The 18,102-nt window shown below is 65.1% G+C and carries 16 protein-coding genes; 9 read left to right on the forward strand and 7 right to left on the reverse strand.

The annotated features are described in order from the left end of the window. Window positions 1–17: 17 nt before the first annotated feature. From sufD to GUV69_RS03765, 3 genes are read right to left on the reverse strand one after another with little or no spacing between them, the layout of a single operon-like run. The gene (sufD, locus tag GUV69_RS03755) at window positions 18–1,304 is read right to left on the reverse strand and encodes a Fe-S cluster assembly protein SufD (protein ID WP_164199858.1); all 1,287 of its coding nucleotides are present in this window, start codon (window positions 1,302–1,304) and stop codon (window positions 18–20) included. A gap of 2 nt (window positions 1,305–1,306) precedes the next feature. Then, the gene (gene sufB, locus GUV69_RS03760; protein WP_108599660.1) at window positions 1,307–2,770 is read right to left on the reverse strand and encodes a Fe-S cluster assembly protein SufB; all 1,464 of its coding nucleotides are present in this window, start codon (window positions 2,768–2,770) and stop codon (window positions 1,307–1,309) included. Then, window positions 2,770–3,612: a helix-turn-helix transcriptional regulator gene (locus tag GUV69_RS03765; protein ID WP_244292602.1), complete on the reverse strand. Its 843-nt coding sequence runs from the start codon at window positions 3,610–3,612 to the stop codon at window positions 2,770–2,772. The genes sufB and GUV69_RS03765 overlap by 1 nt, the downstream gene beginning before the upstream one ends. 116 nt (window positions 3,613–3,728) lie before the next feature. Here GUV69_RS03765 and GUV69_RS03770 point away from each other — a divergent pair, with 116 nt between their 5' ends. Genes GUV69_RS03770 through GUV69_RS03780 form a run of 3 tightly spaced genes read left to right on the forward strand, consistent with a single transcriptional unit; the run spans window position 3,729 to window position 6,413 of the window. Further along, window positions 3,729–4,694 carry an ABC transporter ATP-binding protein gene (locus GUV69_RS03770; protein ID WP_164199862.1) on the forward strand — a complete coding sequence of 322 codons (966 nt, stop codon included), beginning with the start codon at window positions 3,729–3,731 and terminating at the stop codon, window positions 4,692–4,694. Continuing rightward, window positions 4,691–5,461, forward strand: coding sequence for an ABC transporter permease (locus tag GUV69_RS03775; protein WP_164199864.1), 771 nt, complete (start codon window positions 4,691–4,693; stop codon window positions 5,459–5,461). The genes GUV69_RS03770 and GUV69_RS03775 overlap by 4 nt, the downstream gene beginning before the upstream one ends. Window positions 5,462–5,468: 7 nt before the next feature. Beyond that, entirely contained in the window at window positions 5,469–6,413 is a 945-nt protein-coding gene (locus tag GUV69_RS03780; protein ID WP_164199866.1) for a COX15/CtaA family protein, read from the forward strand. 345 nt (window positions 6,414–6,758) lie between these two features. On the opposite strand, the gene GUV69_RS03785 is transcribed toward GUV69_RS03780, so the two are convergent. After that, a complete protein-coding gene (locus tag GUV69_RS03785; RefSeq protein WP_164199868.1) occupies window positions 6,759–7,718 on the reverse strand; it encodes a heme o synthase in 960 nt (319 codons plus the stop codon). A gap of 505 nt (window positions 7,719–8,223) precedes the next feature. On the opposite strand from GUV69_RS03785, the gene tkt reads away from it, so the two are divergent. The 6 genes from tkt to pgl are packed head-to-tail and all read left to right on the forward strand — an operon-like array spanning window position 8,224 to window position 16,453. Further along, complete coding sequence (gene tkt / locus GUV69_RS03790) at window positions 8,224–10,341, forward strand: transketolase (RefSeq protein ID WP_164206199.1); 2,118 nt, start codon at window positions 8,224–8,226, stop codon at window positions 10,339–10,341. A gap of 23 nt (window positions 10,342–10,364) precedes the next feature. Continuing rightward, window positions 10,365–11,480 carry a transaldolase gene (gene tal, locus GUV69_RS03795; protein WP_164199870.1) on the forward strand — a complete coding sequence of 372 codons (1,116 nt, stop codon included), beginning with the start codon at window positions 10,365–10,367 and terminating at the stop codon, window positions 11,478–11,480. 6 nt (window positions 11,481–11,486) lie between these two features. After that, on the forward strand, window positions 11,487–13,121 hold the full coding sequence (locus tag GUV69_RS03800; RefSeq protein WP_164199872.1) for a glucose-6-phosphate isomerase: 1,635 nt from the start codon (window positions 11,487–11,489) through the stop codon (window positions 13,119–13,121). Window positions 13,122–13,135: 14 nt separating this feature from the next. Continuing rightward, complete coding sequence (gene zwf, locus GUV69_RS03805; protein ID WP_164199874.1) at window positions 13,136–14,707, forward strand: glucose-6-phosphate dehydrogenase; 1,572 nt, start codon at window positions 13,136–13,138, stop codon at window positions 14,705–14,707. Beyond that, complete coding sequence (locus GUV69_RS03810) at window positions 14,704–15,645, forward strand: glucose-6-phosphate dehydrogenase assembly protein OpcA (protein WP_164199876.1); 942 nt, start codon at window positions 14,704–14,706, stop codon at window positions 15,643–15,645. The genes zwf and GUV69_RS03810 overlap by 4 nt, the downstream gene beginning before the upstream one ends. Beyond that, window positions 15,635–16,453 (forward strand): 6-phosphogluconolactonase, encoded by an 819-nt coding sequence (pgl, locus tag GUV69_RS03815; protein ID WP_164199877.1) that lies wholly within the window; start codon window positions 15,635–15,637, stop codon window positions 16,451–16,453. The genes GUV69_RS03810 and pgl overlap by 11 nt, the downstream gene beginning before the upstream one ends. On the opposite strand, the gene GUV69_RS03820 is transcribed toward pgl, so the two are convergent. The 3 genes from GUV69_RS03820 to tpiA all read right to left on the reverse strand — a co-directional run bounded on the left by GUV69_RS03820 (window position 16,406) and on the right by tpiA (window position 18,048). Further along, the gene (locus GUV69_RS03820) at window positions 16,406–16,798 is read right to left on the reverse strand and encodes an RNA polymerase-binding protein RbpA (RefSeq protein WP_164199879.1); all 393 of its coding nucleotides are present in this window, start codon (window positions 16,796–16,798) and stop codon (window positions 16,406–16,408) included. The two genes, pgl and GUV69_RS03820, sit on opposite strands and share 48 nt — an antisense overlap. Window positions 16,799–16,924: 126 nt before the next feature. Next, window positions 16,925–17,182 carry a preprotein translocase subunit SecG gene (secG, locus tag GUV69_RS03825; RefSeq protein ID WP_164199881.1) on the reverse strand — a complete coding sequence of 86 codons (258 nt, stop codon included), beginning with the start codon at window positions 17,180–17,182 and terminating at the stop codon, window positions 16,925–16,927. Between the two features lie 50 nt (window positions 17,183–17,232). After that, window positions 17,233–18,048: a triose-phosphate isomerase gene (tpiA, locus tag GUV69_RS03830; protein ID WP_164199883.1), complete on the reverse strand. Its 816-nt coding sequence runs from the start codon at window positions 18,046–18,048 to the stop codon at window positions 17,233–17,235. Window positions 18,049–18,102 lie beyond the last annotated feature (54 nt).

Below are 18,102 nucleotides of genomic sequence, written 5' to 3' on the forward strand. Positions count from 1 at the left end.
TGTATTACCGCGCAGTCTTAGTTGTCCGTCAGCGCGAGTTCGCGCTCAACAGCCTCGGTCAGCCGCTCTTCGAGCGCCGGAACCTTGATCTGCTGGATGATCTCGTTCAGGAAGCCACGAACAACCAGGCGGCGGGCAACATCCTCCGGGATGCCGCGGGCCATCAGGTAGAACAGGTGCTCATCGTCGAGGCGGCCAGTGGCGCTGGCGTGGCCGGCACCCTTGATCAGGCCGGTCTCGATCTCCAGGTTGGGGACGGAGTCGGCGCGGGCGCCGTCGGTGAGGAGCAGGTTGCGGTTGGCCTCGTAGCTGTCGGTGCCTTCGGCTTCCTTGCGGATCAGGACATCGCCAACCCACACGGCGTGCGCGTTCCGCCCCTGCAGCGCGCCCTTGTACAGCACGTTGGAGGTGCAGTTGGCCACCGCGTGGTCAACGAACAGACGCTGCTCAAGGTGCTGGCCGGCGTCGGCAAAGTACAGGCCGAACATTTCCGCTTCGCCGCCGGGGGCGGTGAAACGGGCCGACGGCGTGACGCGGACCAGGTCGCCGCCGAGGCTGACAACCACGTGCTTGAGCTTGGCGTCGCGGCCGATCTTTGCCTGCTGCGAGGAGGCGTGCACGGCGTCGTCGTTCCATTCCTGGAGTGAGACAACTGTGAGGTCAGCGCCGTCTTCAACAACGATTTCGATGTTCTCGGACACCACGGCGGAACCCTGGTGGTCAAGGACAATGACGGACTTGGAGAACTTCTCCGCCACGATCACCAGGTGCTGGGCCGCTGCGTCCGTCGAGGTGCCTTCAATCACAACGGTGATTTCGGCGTCGGCTTCATACTCCGCCGGGACGGTGAGGACGGTGGCTTCGCTGAAGTTTTCCCAGGCATTGGCAGACACACGGTCTTCCGGGATGCCGGCGGATCCGATGCGCTTGTCGTCGCGGGCCACGGTTTCCACAGTGACCTGCCCGGGCGCGCTGACGGTGACGGAGGGGGCCGCACCCGCAAGGACCTCGCTGTGCAGGCCGCGGAGGCGCTTCAGCGGCGTGAACCGCCAGTCCTCTTCGAGCCCGGTCAGCGGCTTGAAGTCCGCCAGGTTGTAAGAAGTTAGGCGGCCCGCGCGTGAGCTGTCCGGGATGCCGACACCGCCGCCGTGCGAGTGGCTTTTGACCGCTTCGCCGGCGAGCGGGGCCTTGGAATTGGCCGCGTTGATCGGAGACAGGCTCTCGCCCTCTTCGGTGAAACCGTCGATAAACGGCTGGGCTGAGGGCGCGCCGATGCGGGCCTTTTCAGTAGTGATTTCAGTCATCGTTATCCGACGGACCCTTCCATCTGGAGTTCAATCAGGCGGTTCAGCTCAAGTGCGTACTCCATCGGGAGTTCGCGGGCGATGGGCTCGATAAAGCCGCGGACGATCATCGCCATGGCCTCGTCTTCGCGCATGCCGCGGGACATCAGGTAGAAGAGCTGCTCTTCGCTGACCCGGGAAACAGTGGCTTCGTGACCCATCACCACGTCATCCTCGCGGATGTCGATGTACGGGTAGGTGTCCGAACGGCTGATGGTGTCAACCAGGAGCGCGTCACAGCGGACGGTGTTGGCCGAGTGCTTGGCGCCTTCCCTGACCTGGACCAGGCCGCGGTAGGCTGCGCGTCCGCCGCCACGGGCTACGGACTTGGAGATGATGGAGCTCTTGGTGTTCGGAGCAATGTGCACCATCTTTGAGCCCGTGTCCTGGTGCTGGCCGGCGCCGGCGAAAGCGATGGACAGGGTCTCGCCCTTGGCGTGCTCGCCCACCAGGTAGACGGCAGGGTACTTCATAGTGACCTTCGAGCCGATGTTGCCGTCGACCCATTCCATGGTGGCGCCTTCTTCACAGATAGCGCGCTTGGTCACCAGGTTGTACACGTTGGTGGACCAGTTCTGGATGGTGGTGTAACGGACGCGGGCGCCCTTCTTCACGATGATTTCCACCACGGCGGAGTGCAGCGAATCCGAGGTGTAGATCGGCGCGGTGCAGCCTTCGATGTAGTGGACGTAGGAGTCCTCGTCGGCGATGATCAGGGTCCGCTCGAACTGGCCCATGTTCTCGGTGTTGATGCGGAAGTATGCCTGCAGCGGGATATCCACGTGGACGCCCTTGGGGACGTACACAAAGGAGCCGCCGGACCAGACGGCCGTGTTCAGCGAGGCGAACTTGTTGTCGCCCACCGGAATGACGGTGCCGAAGTATTCCTGGAAGATCTCCGGGTGCTCACGCAACGCGGTATCGGTGTCCAGGAAGATGACGCCCTGCTGTTCCAGGTCCTCGCGGATCTGGTGGTAGACCACCTCGGACTCGTACTGTGCTGCGACGCCGGAGACCAGGCGGCTGCGCTCAGCTTCCGGGATACCCAGCTTCTCGTAGGTGTTCCGGATGTCCTCGGGCAGGTCTTCCCACGTGGCGGCCTGCTTCTCCGTGGACCGGACAAAGTACTTGATGTTATCGAAGTCGATGCCGGAGAGGTCTGCACCCCAGGTAGGCATGGGCTTGCGGTCGAAGTACTTCAGGCCTTTGAGGCGAAGGTCGAGCATCCACTCGGGTTCGCTCTTTTTGTCCGAGATGTCACGGACTACTTCGTCATTGATGCCGCGGCGTGCGTTGGCTCCGACATCGTTCTTGTCGGACCAGCCGTACTCGTACGTGCCGATGCCGTGGAGCTCGGGATTCTTTTCCAGAATCTCCGAGATCACAGTGTCTTCGGCTACCGCTTTCTCTGATAGTTGGTCCGTCATCACGGCCTTTCTTGCTGATGGTTGGTTACTTCATTCAGGCTGGCGGGGGCTGTTTGCGGGACGTGGTGTCCCCCTGCAGCCAGCCGGCCTGTGGGTATGTGGGTGGTGCAGACGTGCCCGCCTCGCGCCAGTGTGGACAGCCGGCGCACGTCGACGCCGACCAGCCGGGAGAACACTTCGGTCTCCACGTCGCAGAAAACAGGAAAGTGGGCGGCGAGCTGCTGGATGGGGCAGTGCCCCTGGCACAGCTGGACACTGGACAGTGCCGCCGGCAACGGGGCCTTCGCCTCGATCGAGGCGGCTGACGCCACAAACCCGTCCCGGCTCAGGGCCTCAGAAAGAGCACGTGCCCGCGCGGTGATGTCCGCTCCGGCCTTTTCGATCTCGGGCGCATACCTGCGTTCCATATCGGCGAAGCGCTCGACGGCGAACGCGCGGACGGCGTCGTCCCCCGCCATCTGCTGGAGCTGCTTGAGCGCCAGGGTGGCGATGTCGAGATAGTCGTTACCGAGCGTGGACTGGCCCTGGGAACTCAGAACATACCGGCGTGCGGGACGGCCGGCGCCGGCTCCTGCCTTGGCTACGCGCTTGACTTCGATGACACCGCTGCGGTCCAGATGGTCCAGGTGCCGCCGGACTGCTGCGGGCGTGAAGCCCAGCATGTCGCCGAGCTCGGCGGCGCTGATGGGGCCGTGCTCCAGAACGGCACCCAGCACGCGGTCCCGGGTACGCTCGTCCGGGTCCGCCACCGGCGAAACGGCGACGTGGCGGCGCTCCGGGCTGGTGCGGGGCGCTCTGTGCCCGGCAAGAGGCACAGCGGTAGCGTTGGTCATGGAATACACAACACAATCATGTCGTAATTTACTCCCCCGTACCAGTAAGGTGAGGCTGACCTGCGTCGGTCCGGATCGCCGGTGGCGGCAAATTCACTCAGTACTACATCGCGTAGAATGCTGGGGTGCGATCCCCCGAATCCCCGGTTCTGTCCATCAGCGGGTTAATTAAGGATGTTGGTCCGCTGGCCAGTCTGGATGGAAAGATGCTCCGGGTGGTGAGCGGGGTCTCCCTCATCGCCGAACGCGGCCAGGTGACCGCCCTCCTCGGAGCTAACGGCGCCGGGAAAACCACCACCATCGAATGCGCCCAGGGCCTGCAGACCCGAAGCGGAGGCAGCATTTCGCTGCTGGGACAGGATCCCAACCGTGCGGGGGCTGACCTTCGCTCCCGCGTCGGCGTGATGCTTCAGGACGGCGGGCTGCCGCCGTCGGGCAGGCCGATTCCGCTGCTCCGCCATATCGCAGGCATGTACGCGCGGCCTCAATCCGTTGACAGACTGGTGGAGCGGCTCGGCATTGATACTTTTGCCAGGACGTCCGTGCGCAGGCTCTCCGGCGGCCAGAAGCAGCGGCTGGCTCTTGCCGCAGCCCTCATCGGCAACCCGGAGGTCCTCTTCCTGGACGAGCCCAGCGCAGGACTGGACCCGCAATCCCGCCAGCTTGTTTTCGAGCTGATCGGAGAGCTGCGGGACGCCGGCATGGGGATTATCCTCACCACGCACCTCATGGATGACGCGCAGCGGCTGGCCGACTACGTCTACATCATCGACGCCGGGCGAAACGTTGCCGAGGGTACCGTGGCGCAGCTCCTCCAGCGCGATCCCGCCATGGAATCCGGCGAGCACATCCGGACCCTCCTCTTCGAGGCCCCCGCAGGACTTAACCTTGACGGCGTTCTGGACGAGTCCGTCTCCATCCGTGAAACACGCGCCGGCAGCTACATTGCCACCGGACCACTCACGCCCCGTGACCTTGCTTCGCTCGCCGTGTGGTGGGCCGATCAGGGCGTTATGCCCACCTCCCTGAGCCTCCAAGCACGCAGCCTCGAAGACGTCTTCCTGGATATTTCGGGAAAGGACATCCGATGACAGCCACTCCCGCCGCCGCTGAACGCCAGGCGCCCGCCGCCCTTCTCCGGCGCATCCTGCTCCAGGGCAAATACGAAGCCGTCACAATGCTCAGGAACGGCGAGCAGCTTATCCTCGCGGTGGTCCTGCCATTGCTTGCCCTGGTGGGGCTGACCGTCACACCCCTTCTTGACGGTTTCGGCGCCAGCCGGATCAATGTAGCCGTCCCGGGCATCCTGGCGCTTTGTGCACTGTCCACTGCGTTTACCGGTCAAGGGATCGCCACCGGCTTTGACCGCCGCTACGGCGTCCTTCGCTTCCTCTCCACCACGCCGCTGGGCCGCCCGGGGCTCATCGCCGGCAAGGTACTGGCCGTCCTCACCGTGCTGACCCTGCAGGTCCTGGTGGTCACTGCCGTTGCACTGCCGCTCGGCTGGACGCCGCCGGCGGCAGGTTGGCTGCCGGGCATCGCACTGCTGGGCCTGGGCGCCGCGGCGTTCACCGCGCTGGGGCTGCTGGTTGCCGGCACCGTCCGGCCGGAGGCTACCCTGGCCATCACAAACCTGCTGTGGATTCTGCTCGGTGCGCTGGGCGGCATCGTTATTCCTCCCGGCCGGCTGCCCGCCGCTGCCCAGGACATAGTGCATTACCTGCCCTCCGGCGCACTGGGTGAGGCCTTGCGCGAGGCCTTTCTCTTCGGCACCGTTAATTTTGGTGCCGCCCTAATCCTGCTGATCTGGACACTCCTTGCCGGCGCAGCAGCCATCCGTTGGTTCAAGTGGAATTGAGATATTCGTGAGCACGGCTTCACGCCTCCCCCAGTTTGCAGGCCGCCTGACGTCGCGGCTGCCCCGTACCGTCGATGCCCGCGTGCGGCGCCTCGCTGTGGCCTCCCTCATTGGCCAGACCATGCTGATCGTCACCGGCGGCGCCGTCCGTCTCACCGCGTCCGGCCTGGGCTGCCCCACCTGGCCGCGGTGTACCGACACGTCCCTGGTGAATACGCCGGAGATGGGCATCCACGGATTCATCGAATTCGGCAACCGGCTCCTGACCTTCGCCCTGGCAGCGGTGGCAGTTCTTATGCTGGTGTACTTGTGGAACCTTCGCCGGGAGCGCCGGGACCTGTTCCTCCTGGCTCTCGGACTGCTGGCCAGCATCCCGGCGCAGGCAGTGATCGGCGGCATCACCGTGCTGACCCAGCTCAATCCGTGGGTAGTGGGCATGCACTTCCTAGTGTCGATGGCACTGGTGGTCATAGCCACCCTGCTGGTCAACCGCGCCTATGGCCGGACCGGACGTTTTGCCTCCACGGCGCTGCCCGCACTGCCGGGCGTACTGCGTCCGGTATCCTCCGCCGTCGCGCTCTTCTCGGCACTGGCCGTCATCCTCGGCGTGGTGGTCACCGGCGCCGGCCCGCATGCCGGTGACGCCAACGCACCGCGCAACGGCCTCGACTGGGATCTGTTCTCCCACATCCACGCCGTCCCTGCGTACCTCATCACGGCAGGCACCCTGTTCGCACTGGCGCTGGTGTTCAGCCGCCGGATCACCGGCCCGTACCGGACCGCCGTGATCCTGCTCCTGGGTGTCACACTGCTGCAGGCAGTCATCGGCTTCACGCAGTATTACAACGGGATTCCGGCCCTGCTCGTGGGCGCCCACATGCTTGCTGCGGCACTGCTGATGAGCGCAGCAACCAACGCGGCCGACGTCGCGCGGTCCAGCCCGACGAAGTAGCCCCGCGCCAGGTAGCCCGAACGAGTGCCACGGTTCCAGCGGAACCGTGGCACTCGCCTTTAAGGACGCTCTCTCACTTAATGTGGCAATTTCCCAAACGCTCTCGCACTTAATGCGGAAGTTGCCCGCACCCTCTATCACTCCCTGCGGCACATGGGCCATCTGTTTCTCACGTGCCGCCGGCACATGCAGAAGACCCTCCCCCGCCGTTAGGCGTGGGAGGGTCAGCGACTTTCCTAAAGAAAGTGAGAGAGCGTCCGCCGAAAACCCGCATTAAGCGAGAGAGCGTCCGCCGAAAACCCGCATTAAGTGAGAGAGCGTCCCGGGGGGTGGGTGGGGGGTTGGTTAGCCGATGATGGCGGAGCCGATGAACGGATCCACTGCCAGGGCGATAAACAGCAGGGTCAGGTAGCTGATGGAGCCGTGAAAGACCTTCATGGCGCGTTTGTCGGAGATGTCTTCGCGCTGTGCCCGGCTGTACAGGGCATGTGATTCGTAGAGGAACCATGCTCCGGCCAGGACCGCCGTGACCGTGTACACCCAGCCCGCACCGCCGGCCGGAACCATCAGCAGCGAGCAGGCCACCATGGCCCAGGCATAGAGGACAACCTGGACGGAGACTACCTTGGCACCGGCAATGGCGCCCAGCATGGGCACATTGGCGTTGCGGTAATCTTCGCCGTAGCGCATCGACAGCGGCCAGTAGTGCGGCGGCGTCCACAGGAAAATCACCATAAACAGGATGATGGCCGGCCATTCTACGGTGTTGGTCACGGCGGCCCAGGCAATAACGACGGGGAAACAGCCGGCGGCCCCGCCCCACACAATGTTCTGTGCAGTGCGGCGTTTCAGGATCAACGTGTAAATCACCACATAGAAGAAGATGGCGGCTAACCCAAGCCAGGCAGCCAGCGGGTTGGCCCAGAACCAAAGAATGGCAATGGCAGCGGCTCCGAGCAGCCAGGCAAAGACCAGCGCCTCCCGGGGCGTCACCTCGCCGGTGACGAGGGGCCGGTTTTCCGTGCGGTGCATCAGTTTGTCGATGTCGCGGTCAAAGTAGCAGTTGAATGCCCCGGCGCTGCCGGCCGCGAAGGCGCCGCCAACCAACGTGGCGAGGATCAGTCCGATCGGCGGGAAACCCCGCTCGGCGTAAATCATGGTGGGCAGCGTACTGACGAGCAACAGCTCAATCACACGCGGTTTGGTGAGGGCGAAATACGCCTTGGCCTTGCGGGCCAGCCGGGCTCCCCCTGTGGAGGGGGAAGCATTCAGCGGCGTATCGGTTGTGCTCACGGTGGCAGTCACCCGTTCTGGTTGGCAGTTCTGTCTGTGCAGCTTGATCAGGCCGTCTGTCCGGGTAACCCGCAATGATCGAATGAAAGTCCCGGCATCGCCTGGAGTCCGCCGCTACCCCGGAGGGGCGCGGCTACCCGGCGTCGGCCTCCGAATATCATACCGTGCCTATTTGTAACAGATGCCCCGTCAATAGGCCCTGATGATTGCTCGCAGGCCGATTCGAGCAGATTAACTCAACCTCACGGAACACTCATTCACATATGGCGAAATTGCGTCCAAAACGTGAGATTTGCGCCAAACGGAGAGTGGAATAGAGCTAAGCTGTCACCAGATCAGCATGCAGCAAGAACGCGGTGGAAACCGTGTTCCAAGCGGCAGTGTCTGAGGGATAGATCCACGTTTCGATGGTGAACGGCTGGTACACACCGCAGCGGGCACCCCAGCGTGCTCCAGACCGGATCAGGGTGTACTGCCCACCGTCAGCATAGAGAGGGGCCCGGTTTTCGTGCCACATTTGGAAGAGCAAGAACTGTCATGGAGCGATTTGGACCAGCGCGCGGTGGACACCGCCCGTGTCCTGGCTGCGGATGCTGTGGAGAAGGTCGGCAACGGCCACCCCGGCACGGCCATGAGCCTTGCCCCGGCCGCGTACCTTCTCTTTCAGAAGCTGATGCGCCACGATCCCCGCAACCCGGACTGGCTGGGACGTGACCGGTTCATCCTGTCACCCGGCCACACCTCGCTGACCCTGTACATCCAGCTGTTCCTTTCCGGCTACGGCCTGGAACTGAAGGACCTGCAGGCGCTGCGCACCTGGGATTCGCTGACCCCGGGCCACCCTGAGTACAAGCACACCGCCGGTGTGGAGATCACCACCGGTCCGCTGGGCCAGGGCCTGGCCTCCTCGGTGGGCTTCGCCTACTCCCAGCGCCGGATGCGCGGCCTGTTCGACGCCGACGCTGCCGAGGGCACGTCCCCGTTTGACCACACCATCTGGGTCATCGCCTCCGACGGCGACATCCAGGAAGGCGTGACCTCCGAGGCCTCCTCGCTGGCCGGCCACCAGGAACTGGGCAACCTCGTTGTGGTCTACGACGAGAACCACATCTCCATCGAAGACGACACCGACATCTCCTTCACCGAGGATGTCCTCAAGCGCTACGAGGCCTACGGCTGGCACACCCAGCGCGTGGACTGGACCAAGACGGGCGAATACGTCGAAGACGTGCAGGAACTCTACTCGGCCCTGCTCGCGGCGAAGGCAGAGACCTCCAAGCCGTCCATCATCTCGCTGCGGACCATCATCGGCTACCCGGCACCGAAGAAGCAGAACACCGGCAAGATCCACGGTTCCGCCCTCGGCGCCGAGGAAGTGGCCGGCCTGAAGTCCGTCCTGGGCTTCGACCCGGCCAAGTCCTTCGACGTGGACCAGGACGTCCTGGCCCACGCCCGCTCCGTGGTTGACCGCGGTGCAGCCGCCCGCAAGGAATGGGAAGAGTCCTTCAACGCCTGGCAGGCCGCCAACACCGAAGGCGCAGCGCTCCTGCAGCGCATCGAGGCCCGCGAACTTCCGGCCGGAATCGACGCCGCCCTGCCGGTGTTCGAAGCAGGCAAGGACGTTTCCACCCGTGCAGCGTCCGGCAAGGTCCTGAACGCACTCGGCCCGGTCATGCCCGAACTCTGGGGCGGCTCGGCTGACCTCGCCGAATCCAACAACACCACCATCGAAGGCTCGCCGTCGTTCGTGCCCGCGTCCAAGCAGACCGATGCCTGGAAGGGTAACCCCTACGGCCGTGTCCTGCACTTCGGCATCCGCGAGCACGCCGCGGCCTCGATCGTGAACGGCATCTCGCTGCACGGCCGGACCCGCGCGTTCTCCGGCACGTTCCTGATCTTCAGCGACTACCAGCGCCCGGCCATCCGCCTCGGCGCGCTCATGGGTGTCCCGTCGCTGTACGTCTGGACGCACGACTCCATCGGCCTGGGCGAAGACGGACCCACCCACCAGCCGGTGGAACAGCTCGCCACCCTGCGTGCCATCGTGGGCCTGGACGTTGTCCGCCCCGGCGACGCCAACGAGGTTGCTGTTGCATGGAAGACCATGCTGGAGAACCACGAGAACCCGGCCGGCATCGTCCTGACCCGTCAGAACATTCCCACCTACGCCCGCGGTGAAGGTGCGGCCGACGGCGACACGTTCGGTTCCGTTGCCGGCGTCACCAAGGGCGGCTACGTCCTCGCCGAAGCGGCCAAGGACGGCGCCACCGTCCCGGCCGACGTGCTGCTGATCGCTACCGGTTCCGAGGTCCAGCTGGCCGTCCAGGCCCGCGAAGCCCTCCAGGCCGAAGGCATCGCCGCCCGCGTCATCTCCATGCCGTGCGTCGAGTGGTTCAACAAGCAGGACGCCGCCTACCGCGAGTCCGTGCTGCCCGCCGCCGTCAAGGCCCGCGTCTCGGTCGAAGCCGGCCTTGCCCTGGGCTGGCGGGAGTTCGTCGGCGACGCCGGCCGCTCCGTCAGCCTCGAACACTACGGCGCTTCCGCTGACTACAAGCGCCTCTTCAAGGAGTTCGGCATCACCGCGGAGGCAGTCGCCGCCGCAGCCAAGGACTCCCTCGCCGGCCTGCAGGCCTAACCCCGAATTCAGGAGATATCACCATGACTACCCCTACACAGCAGCTCTCCGACGCCGGAGTATCCATCTGGCTCGATGACCTTTCCCGCAGCCGCCTCGAAACCGGGACCCTGCGCAAGCTCATCGAAGAGAAGAACGTGGTTGGTGTGACCACCAACCCCTCGATCTTCCACGCCGCCATCACGTCCGGCACGGACTACGACGCCACCATTGCCGCCCAGGCAGCAGCCGGGGCCAGCATCGAAGAGACCATCTTCGAAATCACCACCACCGACGTCGCTGACGCCTGCGACCTGTTCGCCCCCGTGGCAGCAGCAACCAAGGGTGTGGACGGCCGTGTGTCCATCGAAGTTGACCCGCGCCTGGCCTGGGACACGGCCGGCACCATCGCCGAGGCCAAGCACCTGTACAAAAAGGTCAACAAGGACAACGTCCACATCAAGATCCCGGCAACCCTTGAAGGCCTGGAAGCGATTACCGCTACCCTCGCCGAGGGCATCAGCGTCAACGTGACCCTGATCTTCTCGCTCGAGCGCTACCGCGCCGTCATCAACGCCTTCCAGTCCGGCCTCGAACAGGCCAAGGAAAACGGGCACGACCTGTCCACGATCCACTCGGTGGCCTCCTTCTTCGTCTCCCGCGTGGACTCCGAGATCGACAAGCGACTCGACGCCCTCGGCACCGATGAAGCCAAGGCACTCAAGGGCAAAGCCGGCGTGGCCAACGCCCGCCTGGCCTACCAGGTCTACGAGGAGCTGTTCGCCACCGAACGCTGGGCCTTGCTGGCCGAAGCCGGCGCCCTTCCCCAGCGTCCCCTGTGGGCTTCCACCGGCGTCAAGGACCCCGCCTACCCGGACACCCTGTACGTCACGGAGCTCGTAGCCCCCGGCGTGGTCAACACCATGCCGGAGAAGACCCTCGACGCCACGTTCGATCACGGCGTCGTGACCGGAGACACCATCTCCGGCACCTACGCGGAGGCCAACGCCACGCTGGATGCCCTCGACGCACTGGGCATCTCCTACAACGAGGTTGTCGCGCTCCTTGAATCCGAAGGCCTCGACAAGTTCGTGGCCAGCTGGAAGGAACTGCTGGCCGACGTCGAAGGCGCCCTCGCCTCTGCACGGAAGGCTTCCTAACCCACTATGAGCACTCTCAGCTACGACGCCACCGGTGCCGCGCAGCAGGCACTTGAGCAGCATCTGCCCACTCTTGTGGCGGACCGGATTGCGACCCGGATCTTCGCGAAGGACCATACCCTGTGGGGTCCGGAGGCCGAGGCCGAGTCTGCTGTCCGCCTGGGCTGGGTCGAGGCGGCTACCGTCTCGCAGGCCCTGGTTCCGGGGATCCTTGAGCTCCGTGATGCCCTGAAGGCCGACGGCGTGTCCCGCATCGTGCTTTGTGGCATGGGCGGATCCTCGCTGGCTCCCGAGGTTATCGCCGGTACCGCTGGCGTCGAGCTGACCGTGCTGGACAGCACGGACCCCGATCAGGTCCGTGCCGCCCTCGCGGACCGGCTGGCCGAGACCGCGATTGTGGTCTCGTCCAAGTCCGGATCCACGCTGGAAACTGATTCCCAGCGCAGGATTTTCGAGCACGCCTTCACCGCGGCCGGGATCGATGCGAAGAGCCGGATCATCATCGTCACCGACCCCGGCTCCCCGCTGGATAAGGCCTCCCGGGAGGCCGGCTACCGGGCCGTGTTCAATGCGGATCCCAACGTCGGCGGCCGGTACTCGGCCCTGACCGCGTTCGGGCTGGTCCCCTCGGGCCTGGCCGGCGTGGATATCCAGGCGTTCCTGGACGAGGCCGAGGAAGCCGCCGAGATCCTCAACGAGGATGCTCCGGAGAACATCGGTCTGGCCCTGGGCGCGGCCCTGGGCGGAACCAGCCCGCTGCGGGACAAGATCGTCATTGCCGAGGACGGGTCCGGGATTGTGGGTTTCGCGGACTGGGCCGAACAGCTCATCGCCGAATCCACCGGAAAGTCCGGCACCGGGGTCCTGCCGGTCGTGGCCGGCCCGGCGGCGCCCGAGGTCAGCTCCGGTGCCGCTGATGTGCTGGTGGTGCGGCTGGTTGCTGCTGATGCCGACGTCGAACTCGGTGAGAACGAGGCGGCCATCGCCGGCGGGCTCGCCACCCAGATGATGGTGTGGGAATTCGCCACGGCCGTCGCCGGCCGGCTGCTGGGGATCAACCCGTTCGATCAGCCGGATGTGGAGGCGGCGAAGGTCGCCGCCCGCGGCCTGCTGGACGCCCAGCCCGAACCCACACCGGCCGCCTTTGTGGACGGCGCCATCGAGGTCCGCGGCGGTGACTGGCTCCGCGGTGCCCACACGGCCGAGGAAGCCGTCGGTGCCCTCCTGGGAACACTGGACGACGAGAGCTACCTCAGTGTCCAGGCCTACTTCGACCGCCTGGCTTTCGCCGAGCTGGAAGGCATCCGGGACCAACTCGCCGGCACCAGCGGCCGTCCGGTCACCTTTGGCTGGGGACCGCGGTTCCTGCACTCCACCGGACAGTTCCACAAGGGCGGCCCCGCGATCGGCGTGTTCCTCCAGGTCACCGCGGCACCCGCCGAGGATCTGGCCATCCCGGACCGTCCCTTCACCTTCGGGGAACTGATCTCCGCGCAGGCCGCCGGGGACGCCCAGGTCCTGGCCGGTCACGGCCGCCCGGTCCTGCGCCTGCACCTCACCGACCGCACCGCCGGCGTTGCACAGCTGCAGGAGATCATCGCCGCTGTCGCCGCCCAGTCCGCATCCGTCTCCGACAGCTAAGGCTCAACCGCACCATGCCAGAAACTGACAACGGCAGGAACTCCGCCATGCCTGCCGGAAAAGCGGGACGCAACCCGCTCCGCGATCCGCGGGACCGCCGTCTCAACCGGATTGCGGGTCCGTCCTCCTTGGTGCTCTTTGGAGTCACGGGAGACCTCGCCCGTAAGAAGCTGATGCCGGCTGTGTATGATCTGGCGAACCGGGGGTTGTTGCCGCCGAGTTTCGCGTTGGTGGGGTTTGGCCGGCGTGAGTGGTCGGATGAGGATTTCGCGGCGGAGGTGAAGGCTGCGGTGCTGGCGTCTGCGCGGACCCCGTTTGATGAGGCGGTGTGGAACCAGCTCGCGGAGGGGATCCGTTTTGTCCGGGGCGCGTTTGATGATGATGACGCGTTTGAGCGGCTTGGTGAGGTCATTGATGAGCTCGATGAGGTCCGCGGGACGCGGGGGAACCACGCGTTTTATCTCTCGATCCCGCCGAAGGCGTTTGAGCAGGTCTGCCGGCAGTTGTCCAAGCACGGCCTCGCGCAGGGTGATGGGGAGAAGTGGCGGCGGGTGGTGATCGAGAAGCCGTTCGGTCATGACCTGGACTCGGCCCGGGCACTCAATGACATTGTGGAGTCGGTGTTCCCGGCGGATGCGGTGTTCCGGATTGATCATTATCTGGGCAAGGAGACGGTTCAGAACATTCTGGCGTTGCGGTTCGCGAACCAGTTGTTCGAGCCGTTGTGGAACGCGAATTACGTGGACCATGTCCAGATCACGATGGCCGAGGATATTGGCACCGGCGGCCGGGCGGGGTATTACGACGGTGTCGGTGCGGCGCGGGATGTGATCCAGAACCACCTGTTGCAGTTGCTCGCGTTGACGGCGATGGAGGAACCGATCTCCTTTAACGCCGATGATTTGCGGGCGGAGAAGGAAAAGGTCCTCGCCGCGGTGAAGCTCCCGGAGGATTTGTCCACGCATTCGGCGCGGGGTCAGTTCGCCGGCGGCTGGCAGGGCGGGGAACAGGTCCAGGGCTACCTGGAGGAAGAGGGGATCCCCGCGGATTCGAAGACCGAAACGTTCGCGGCGATCCGGGTCGATATCCACACGAGGCGCTGGGCCGGGGTCCCGTTTTATTTGCGGGCCGGGAAGCGGCTGGGGCGTCGGGTGACCGAGATCGCGGTGGTGTTCAAACGCGCCCCGAACCTGCTCTTCCGTGACCATGGGGAGGATGATTTCGGGCAGAACGCTGTGGTCATCCGGGTCCAGCCCGATGAGGGCGCGACGATCCGGTTCGGGTCCAAGGTCCCGGGCACGCAGATGGAAGTCCGGGACGTGACGATGGACTTCGGCTACGGGCATTCGTTTACCGAGTCCTCCCCGGAGGCGTATGAGCGGCTGATCCTGGACGTGCTCCTGGGCGAGCCGCCGTTGTTCCCGCGGCATGAGGAAGTGGAACTGTCCTGGAAGATCCTGGACCCGTTCGAGGACTACTGGGCCTCCCTGGCGGAGCAGCCCGAACCCTACGCCCCCGGGTCCTGGGGCCCTGCCAGCGCCGATGAGCTGCTGGCCCGTGACGGACGAACCTGGAGAAGGCCATGATCGTAGACCTGCCGGACACCACCACCTCGAAGATCTCCAAGAAGATCATGTCCCTGCGCGAGCAGGGCGGCGTGATCGCCCTGGGCCGGGTCCTGACCCTGGTGGTCGTGACCCGCTCCGGGCTCGAGGAAGAAGCGATCGAGGCCGCGAACGAAGCCAGCCGGGAACACCCCTGCCGGATCATCGTGCTCGCCGACGCCGGCGCCGAGGCCCCGAACCGGCTCGACGCCCAGATCCGGGTCGGCGGGGACGCCGGCGCCTCGGAAGTGATCGTGCTGCGCGGCTACGGGGAACTCGCGCACGAGTCCGAGTCCCTGGTCGCGGCCCTGCTCCTCCCGGACGCCCCGATCGTGGCCTGGTGGCCGCACGGGGCACCGGAGAACGCCTGCGAAACCTCCGTGGGGAAGATCGCGCACCGCCGGATCACCGACTCCGCGAACGAACCCGATCCCCAAAAGGCGCTCGAGAACATCCGGGCCACCTACAAAGCCGGCGACACCGACCTCGCCTGGACCAGGCTCACGAACTGGCGGATCCAGCTCGCCGCCGTCCTGGACCAGACCGACGGGTCCCCCGTCACCGCGGTCGCCGTCGAAGGCGCCTCCGACTCCCCGTCCACGATCCTGCTCGCGGCCTGGCTGACCCTGGCCCTGGACGCACCCGTAACCATCGTCGCGGACCCCGCCGGGACCGGAATCCGCCGCGTCCGGCTCACCCGCCCCCACGGCGACGTCCAACTCTTCCGCCCCGGCACCTCCATCGCCGAACTCACCCAGCCCGGCCAACCCGCCCAACGCATCTCCCTGCCCCGCCGCAGCCTCAAAGACTGCCTCGCCGAAGAACTCCGCCGCCTCGACCCCGACGAAGTCTTCGGAGAAGTGATTACTATTGGACTTCCACGTACCAATCTAAGGAGCGTCCGGCCCAGTGAGCGTTGAGCCCAGAGTAAGCATCCACCCCGATTCGTCCGTCCTGATGGCTGCCATCGCAGCCCGCCTGATCACCAAGCTGGTGGACGTGCAGGACAAATACGGTGAGGCCACTGTGGTGCTGACCGGCGGAACGGTGGGTATCGGCACGCTGAAAGCCGTCGCTGACTCACCGGCAGCCCCCGCGGTCGACTGGTCGAAAGTGAACTTTTGGTGGGGAGACGAGCGGTTCGTAGGGTCGGAGGACCCGGACCGCAATACCAGGCAGGCATTCGATGCCCTCCTCGCCCACATCCCGGTTGATCCGGCAAGGATCAACCAGCCTGCTTCCACGGACGACTTCGATACTCCCGAAGAGGCCGCGGACGACTACGCCCGGCGCTTGCGGGAAGCGGCCGCAGCCGAGCACGCCGCGGATATGTCAGACGACCGGGCCGACGAGCCAGGGCAGGTCCCACGGCTGGACGTCGTGTTGCTGGGCGTTGGACCCGATGCCCACGTGGCTTCGCTGTTCCCGGAACAGGGCGGCATCCGTGAAAAGGAACTGACCGTGGTGGGGGTGCGGAACTCCCCCAAGCCCCCACCGCAGCGTATTTCCCTCACGCTGCCCACCATCAACACCGCTGCCGAGGTCTGGATGGTGGTGGCTGGCGAGGACAAGGCCGGTGCGGTGGGACTCGCCCTGGCAGGTGCGAACCCCGTGCAGGTGCCCGCCGCCGGGCCGCGCGGGACATCGCGCACACTATGGCTTATCGATGAGAATGCAGCGTCACGTGTCCCGCAGCAGCTCGTCCGGAAGGACGCGGCCGGCGCGTAGCTTTTCCAGCGCTCCGGCCAGGACAGCCTCGGCGTCCTGGTCGGAGCGCCGTTCTTTAACGTACTCCAGATGGCTTTTATAGCCCTCTTCGAGTGGTTCATCCCGGGCGGCCTGCTCCCCGTCGCGGGACGCCGGTGACCCGCATCGCCGGCAATCCCAGCTGACCGGAATCTGTTCGTCGGGCAGCCGCAGGAAAACAAGCTGGGTCTCATGGCCCTTGACGCACCAGTAGGACACCCTGATCCTGGGTACGCGCTCCCCTGTTGCCTCGGACTGGTTCTTGGGACCGGCACCTTCGGTCACACCCACCCGGGTGCCACGGAATGCAGACGCGCTATGTACCATCGGGACTCCTGGCTGATTAAACGACGCTGTTTAAACGACACTGTGGCTGTTGGAGAAGCCAACAGCCACAGTTTAGTTCGGAGATTCCCGTGGCGGCAGTGACGCGCCACTATCAGTTGGAAGTTCCTAGGAGTCGCCCGCCCCGCTGAACCGCATCAGCAGGCCCAGTGCGATGATCACTACGCCCCAGGTGACGCCCAGAACCACGGTGAACCTGTTCAGGTTGCGCTCTGCCACACCCGAGGAGCTCAGGCCTGAGCTCATACCGCCGCCGAACATGTCCGACAGCCCGCCGCCCCGGCCCTTGTGAAGCAGGATAAGCAGCGTCAGCAGAAGGCTGGTAATGCCCAGGAGAATCTGCAGAATGACATGAAGAACGTCCACGACGGCCTTTCAGAAGATTGGAATGGCGGGAGCCTGGTGTTGCTGACGTACTAATCTGTCAGCAGGTGACTCTCGAACCTGACAATATTAGCAAACTCAGCGGGATCAAGGCTGGCCCCGCCTACCAACACGCCGTCAACGTCCCGTTCATTCAGGATCGACGCTACGTTGTTTGCCTTCACGGAACCGCCGTACAACAGGCGGATCTTCGCTGCGACGTCGTCGCCGAAGATAGTGGCGAGCTCGGCACGGATGGCCGCGCACATTTCCTGGGCGTCCTCGGGGCCCGCCACTTCGCCGGTGCCGATGGCCCAGACGGGCTCGTAAGCCACTACAAGCTCGGAAGCCTGCTCCGCAGTCAGGCCCTCGACGTCGGCGCGGAGCTGGGTGAGAGTGTGCTCCACATGGGTCCCGGCCTGGCGGATCTCCAGGCCTTCGCCAACGCACAGCACCGGGGTAACCCCATGCTTGAACGCTGCCTTGACCTTGGCGTTCAGGACCTCGTCCGATTCGTTGTGGATGGTGCGGCGTTCGCTGTGGCCGACCAGGACGTACCGGCAGCCCAGCTTGTTCAGGAACTGGCCGGAGATGTCACCGGTGTAGGCGCCGGAGTCGAACTGGGACAGGTCCTGGCCACCGTAAGCGACGTCTAGTTCGTCTCCCTGGACGAGGGTCTGCACACCACGAAGGTCGGTGAAGGGGGGAAAGACTGCCACCTCAACACGGCTGTAGTCGTGCTTGGCATCGGACAGGGTCCAAGCCAGTTTCTGCAGGAGGGTGATGCCCTGTACATGGTCCATGTTCATCTTCCAGTTGCCCGCTATGAGAGGCGTGCGGTCAAATGCACCGTTCGTTGACGTTGTCACGTGTTCTCCAAAAGTCGTGAATAAGTATGCGGCCGGCAGGGTGCCCGCGGGCAC

The sequence above is a fragment of the [Micrococcus luteus] ATCC 49442 genome (genome assembly GCF_010367585.1).
GTDB classification, from domain to species: Bacteria; Actinomycetota; Actinomycetes; order Actinomycetales; family Micrococcaceae; genus Arthrobacter; species Arthrobacter luteus_A.

Bases quoted from the DNA above. Each gene is read 5' to 3' on its own strand.
- GUV69_RS03810 (WP_164199876.1), top strand. From the start codon at position 14,704: ATGATCGTAGACCTGCCGGACACCACCACCTCGAAGATCTCCAAGAAG.
- sufB (WP_108599660.1), bottom strand. From the start codon at position 2,770: ATGACGGACCAACTATCAGAGAAAGCGGTAGCCGAAGACACTGTGATC.
- GUV69_RS03800 (WP_164199872.1), top strand. From the start codon at position 11,487: ATGAGCACTCTCAGCTACGACGCCACCGGTGCCGCGCAGCAGGCACTT.
- sufD (WP_164199858.1), bottom strand. From the start codon at position 1,304: ATGACTGAAATCACTACTGAAAAGGCCCGCATCGGCGCGCCCTCAGCC.
- tal (WP_164199870.1), top strand. From the start codon at position 10,365: ATGACTACCCCTACACAGCAGCTCTCCGACGCCGGAGTATCCATCTGG.
- GUV69_RS03775 (WP_164199864.1), top strand. From the start codon at position 4,691: ATGACAGCCACTCCCGCCGCCGCTGAACGCCAGGCGCCCGCCGCCCTT.
- zwf (WP_164199874.1), top strand. From the start codon at position 13,136: ATGCCAGAAACTGACAACGGCAGGAACTCCGCCATGCCTGCCGGAAAA.
- GUV69_RS03820 (WP_164199879.1), bottom strand. From the start codon at position 16,798: ATGGTACATAGCGCGTCTGCATTCCGTGGCACCCGGGTGGGTGTGACC.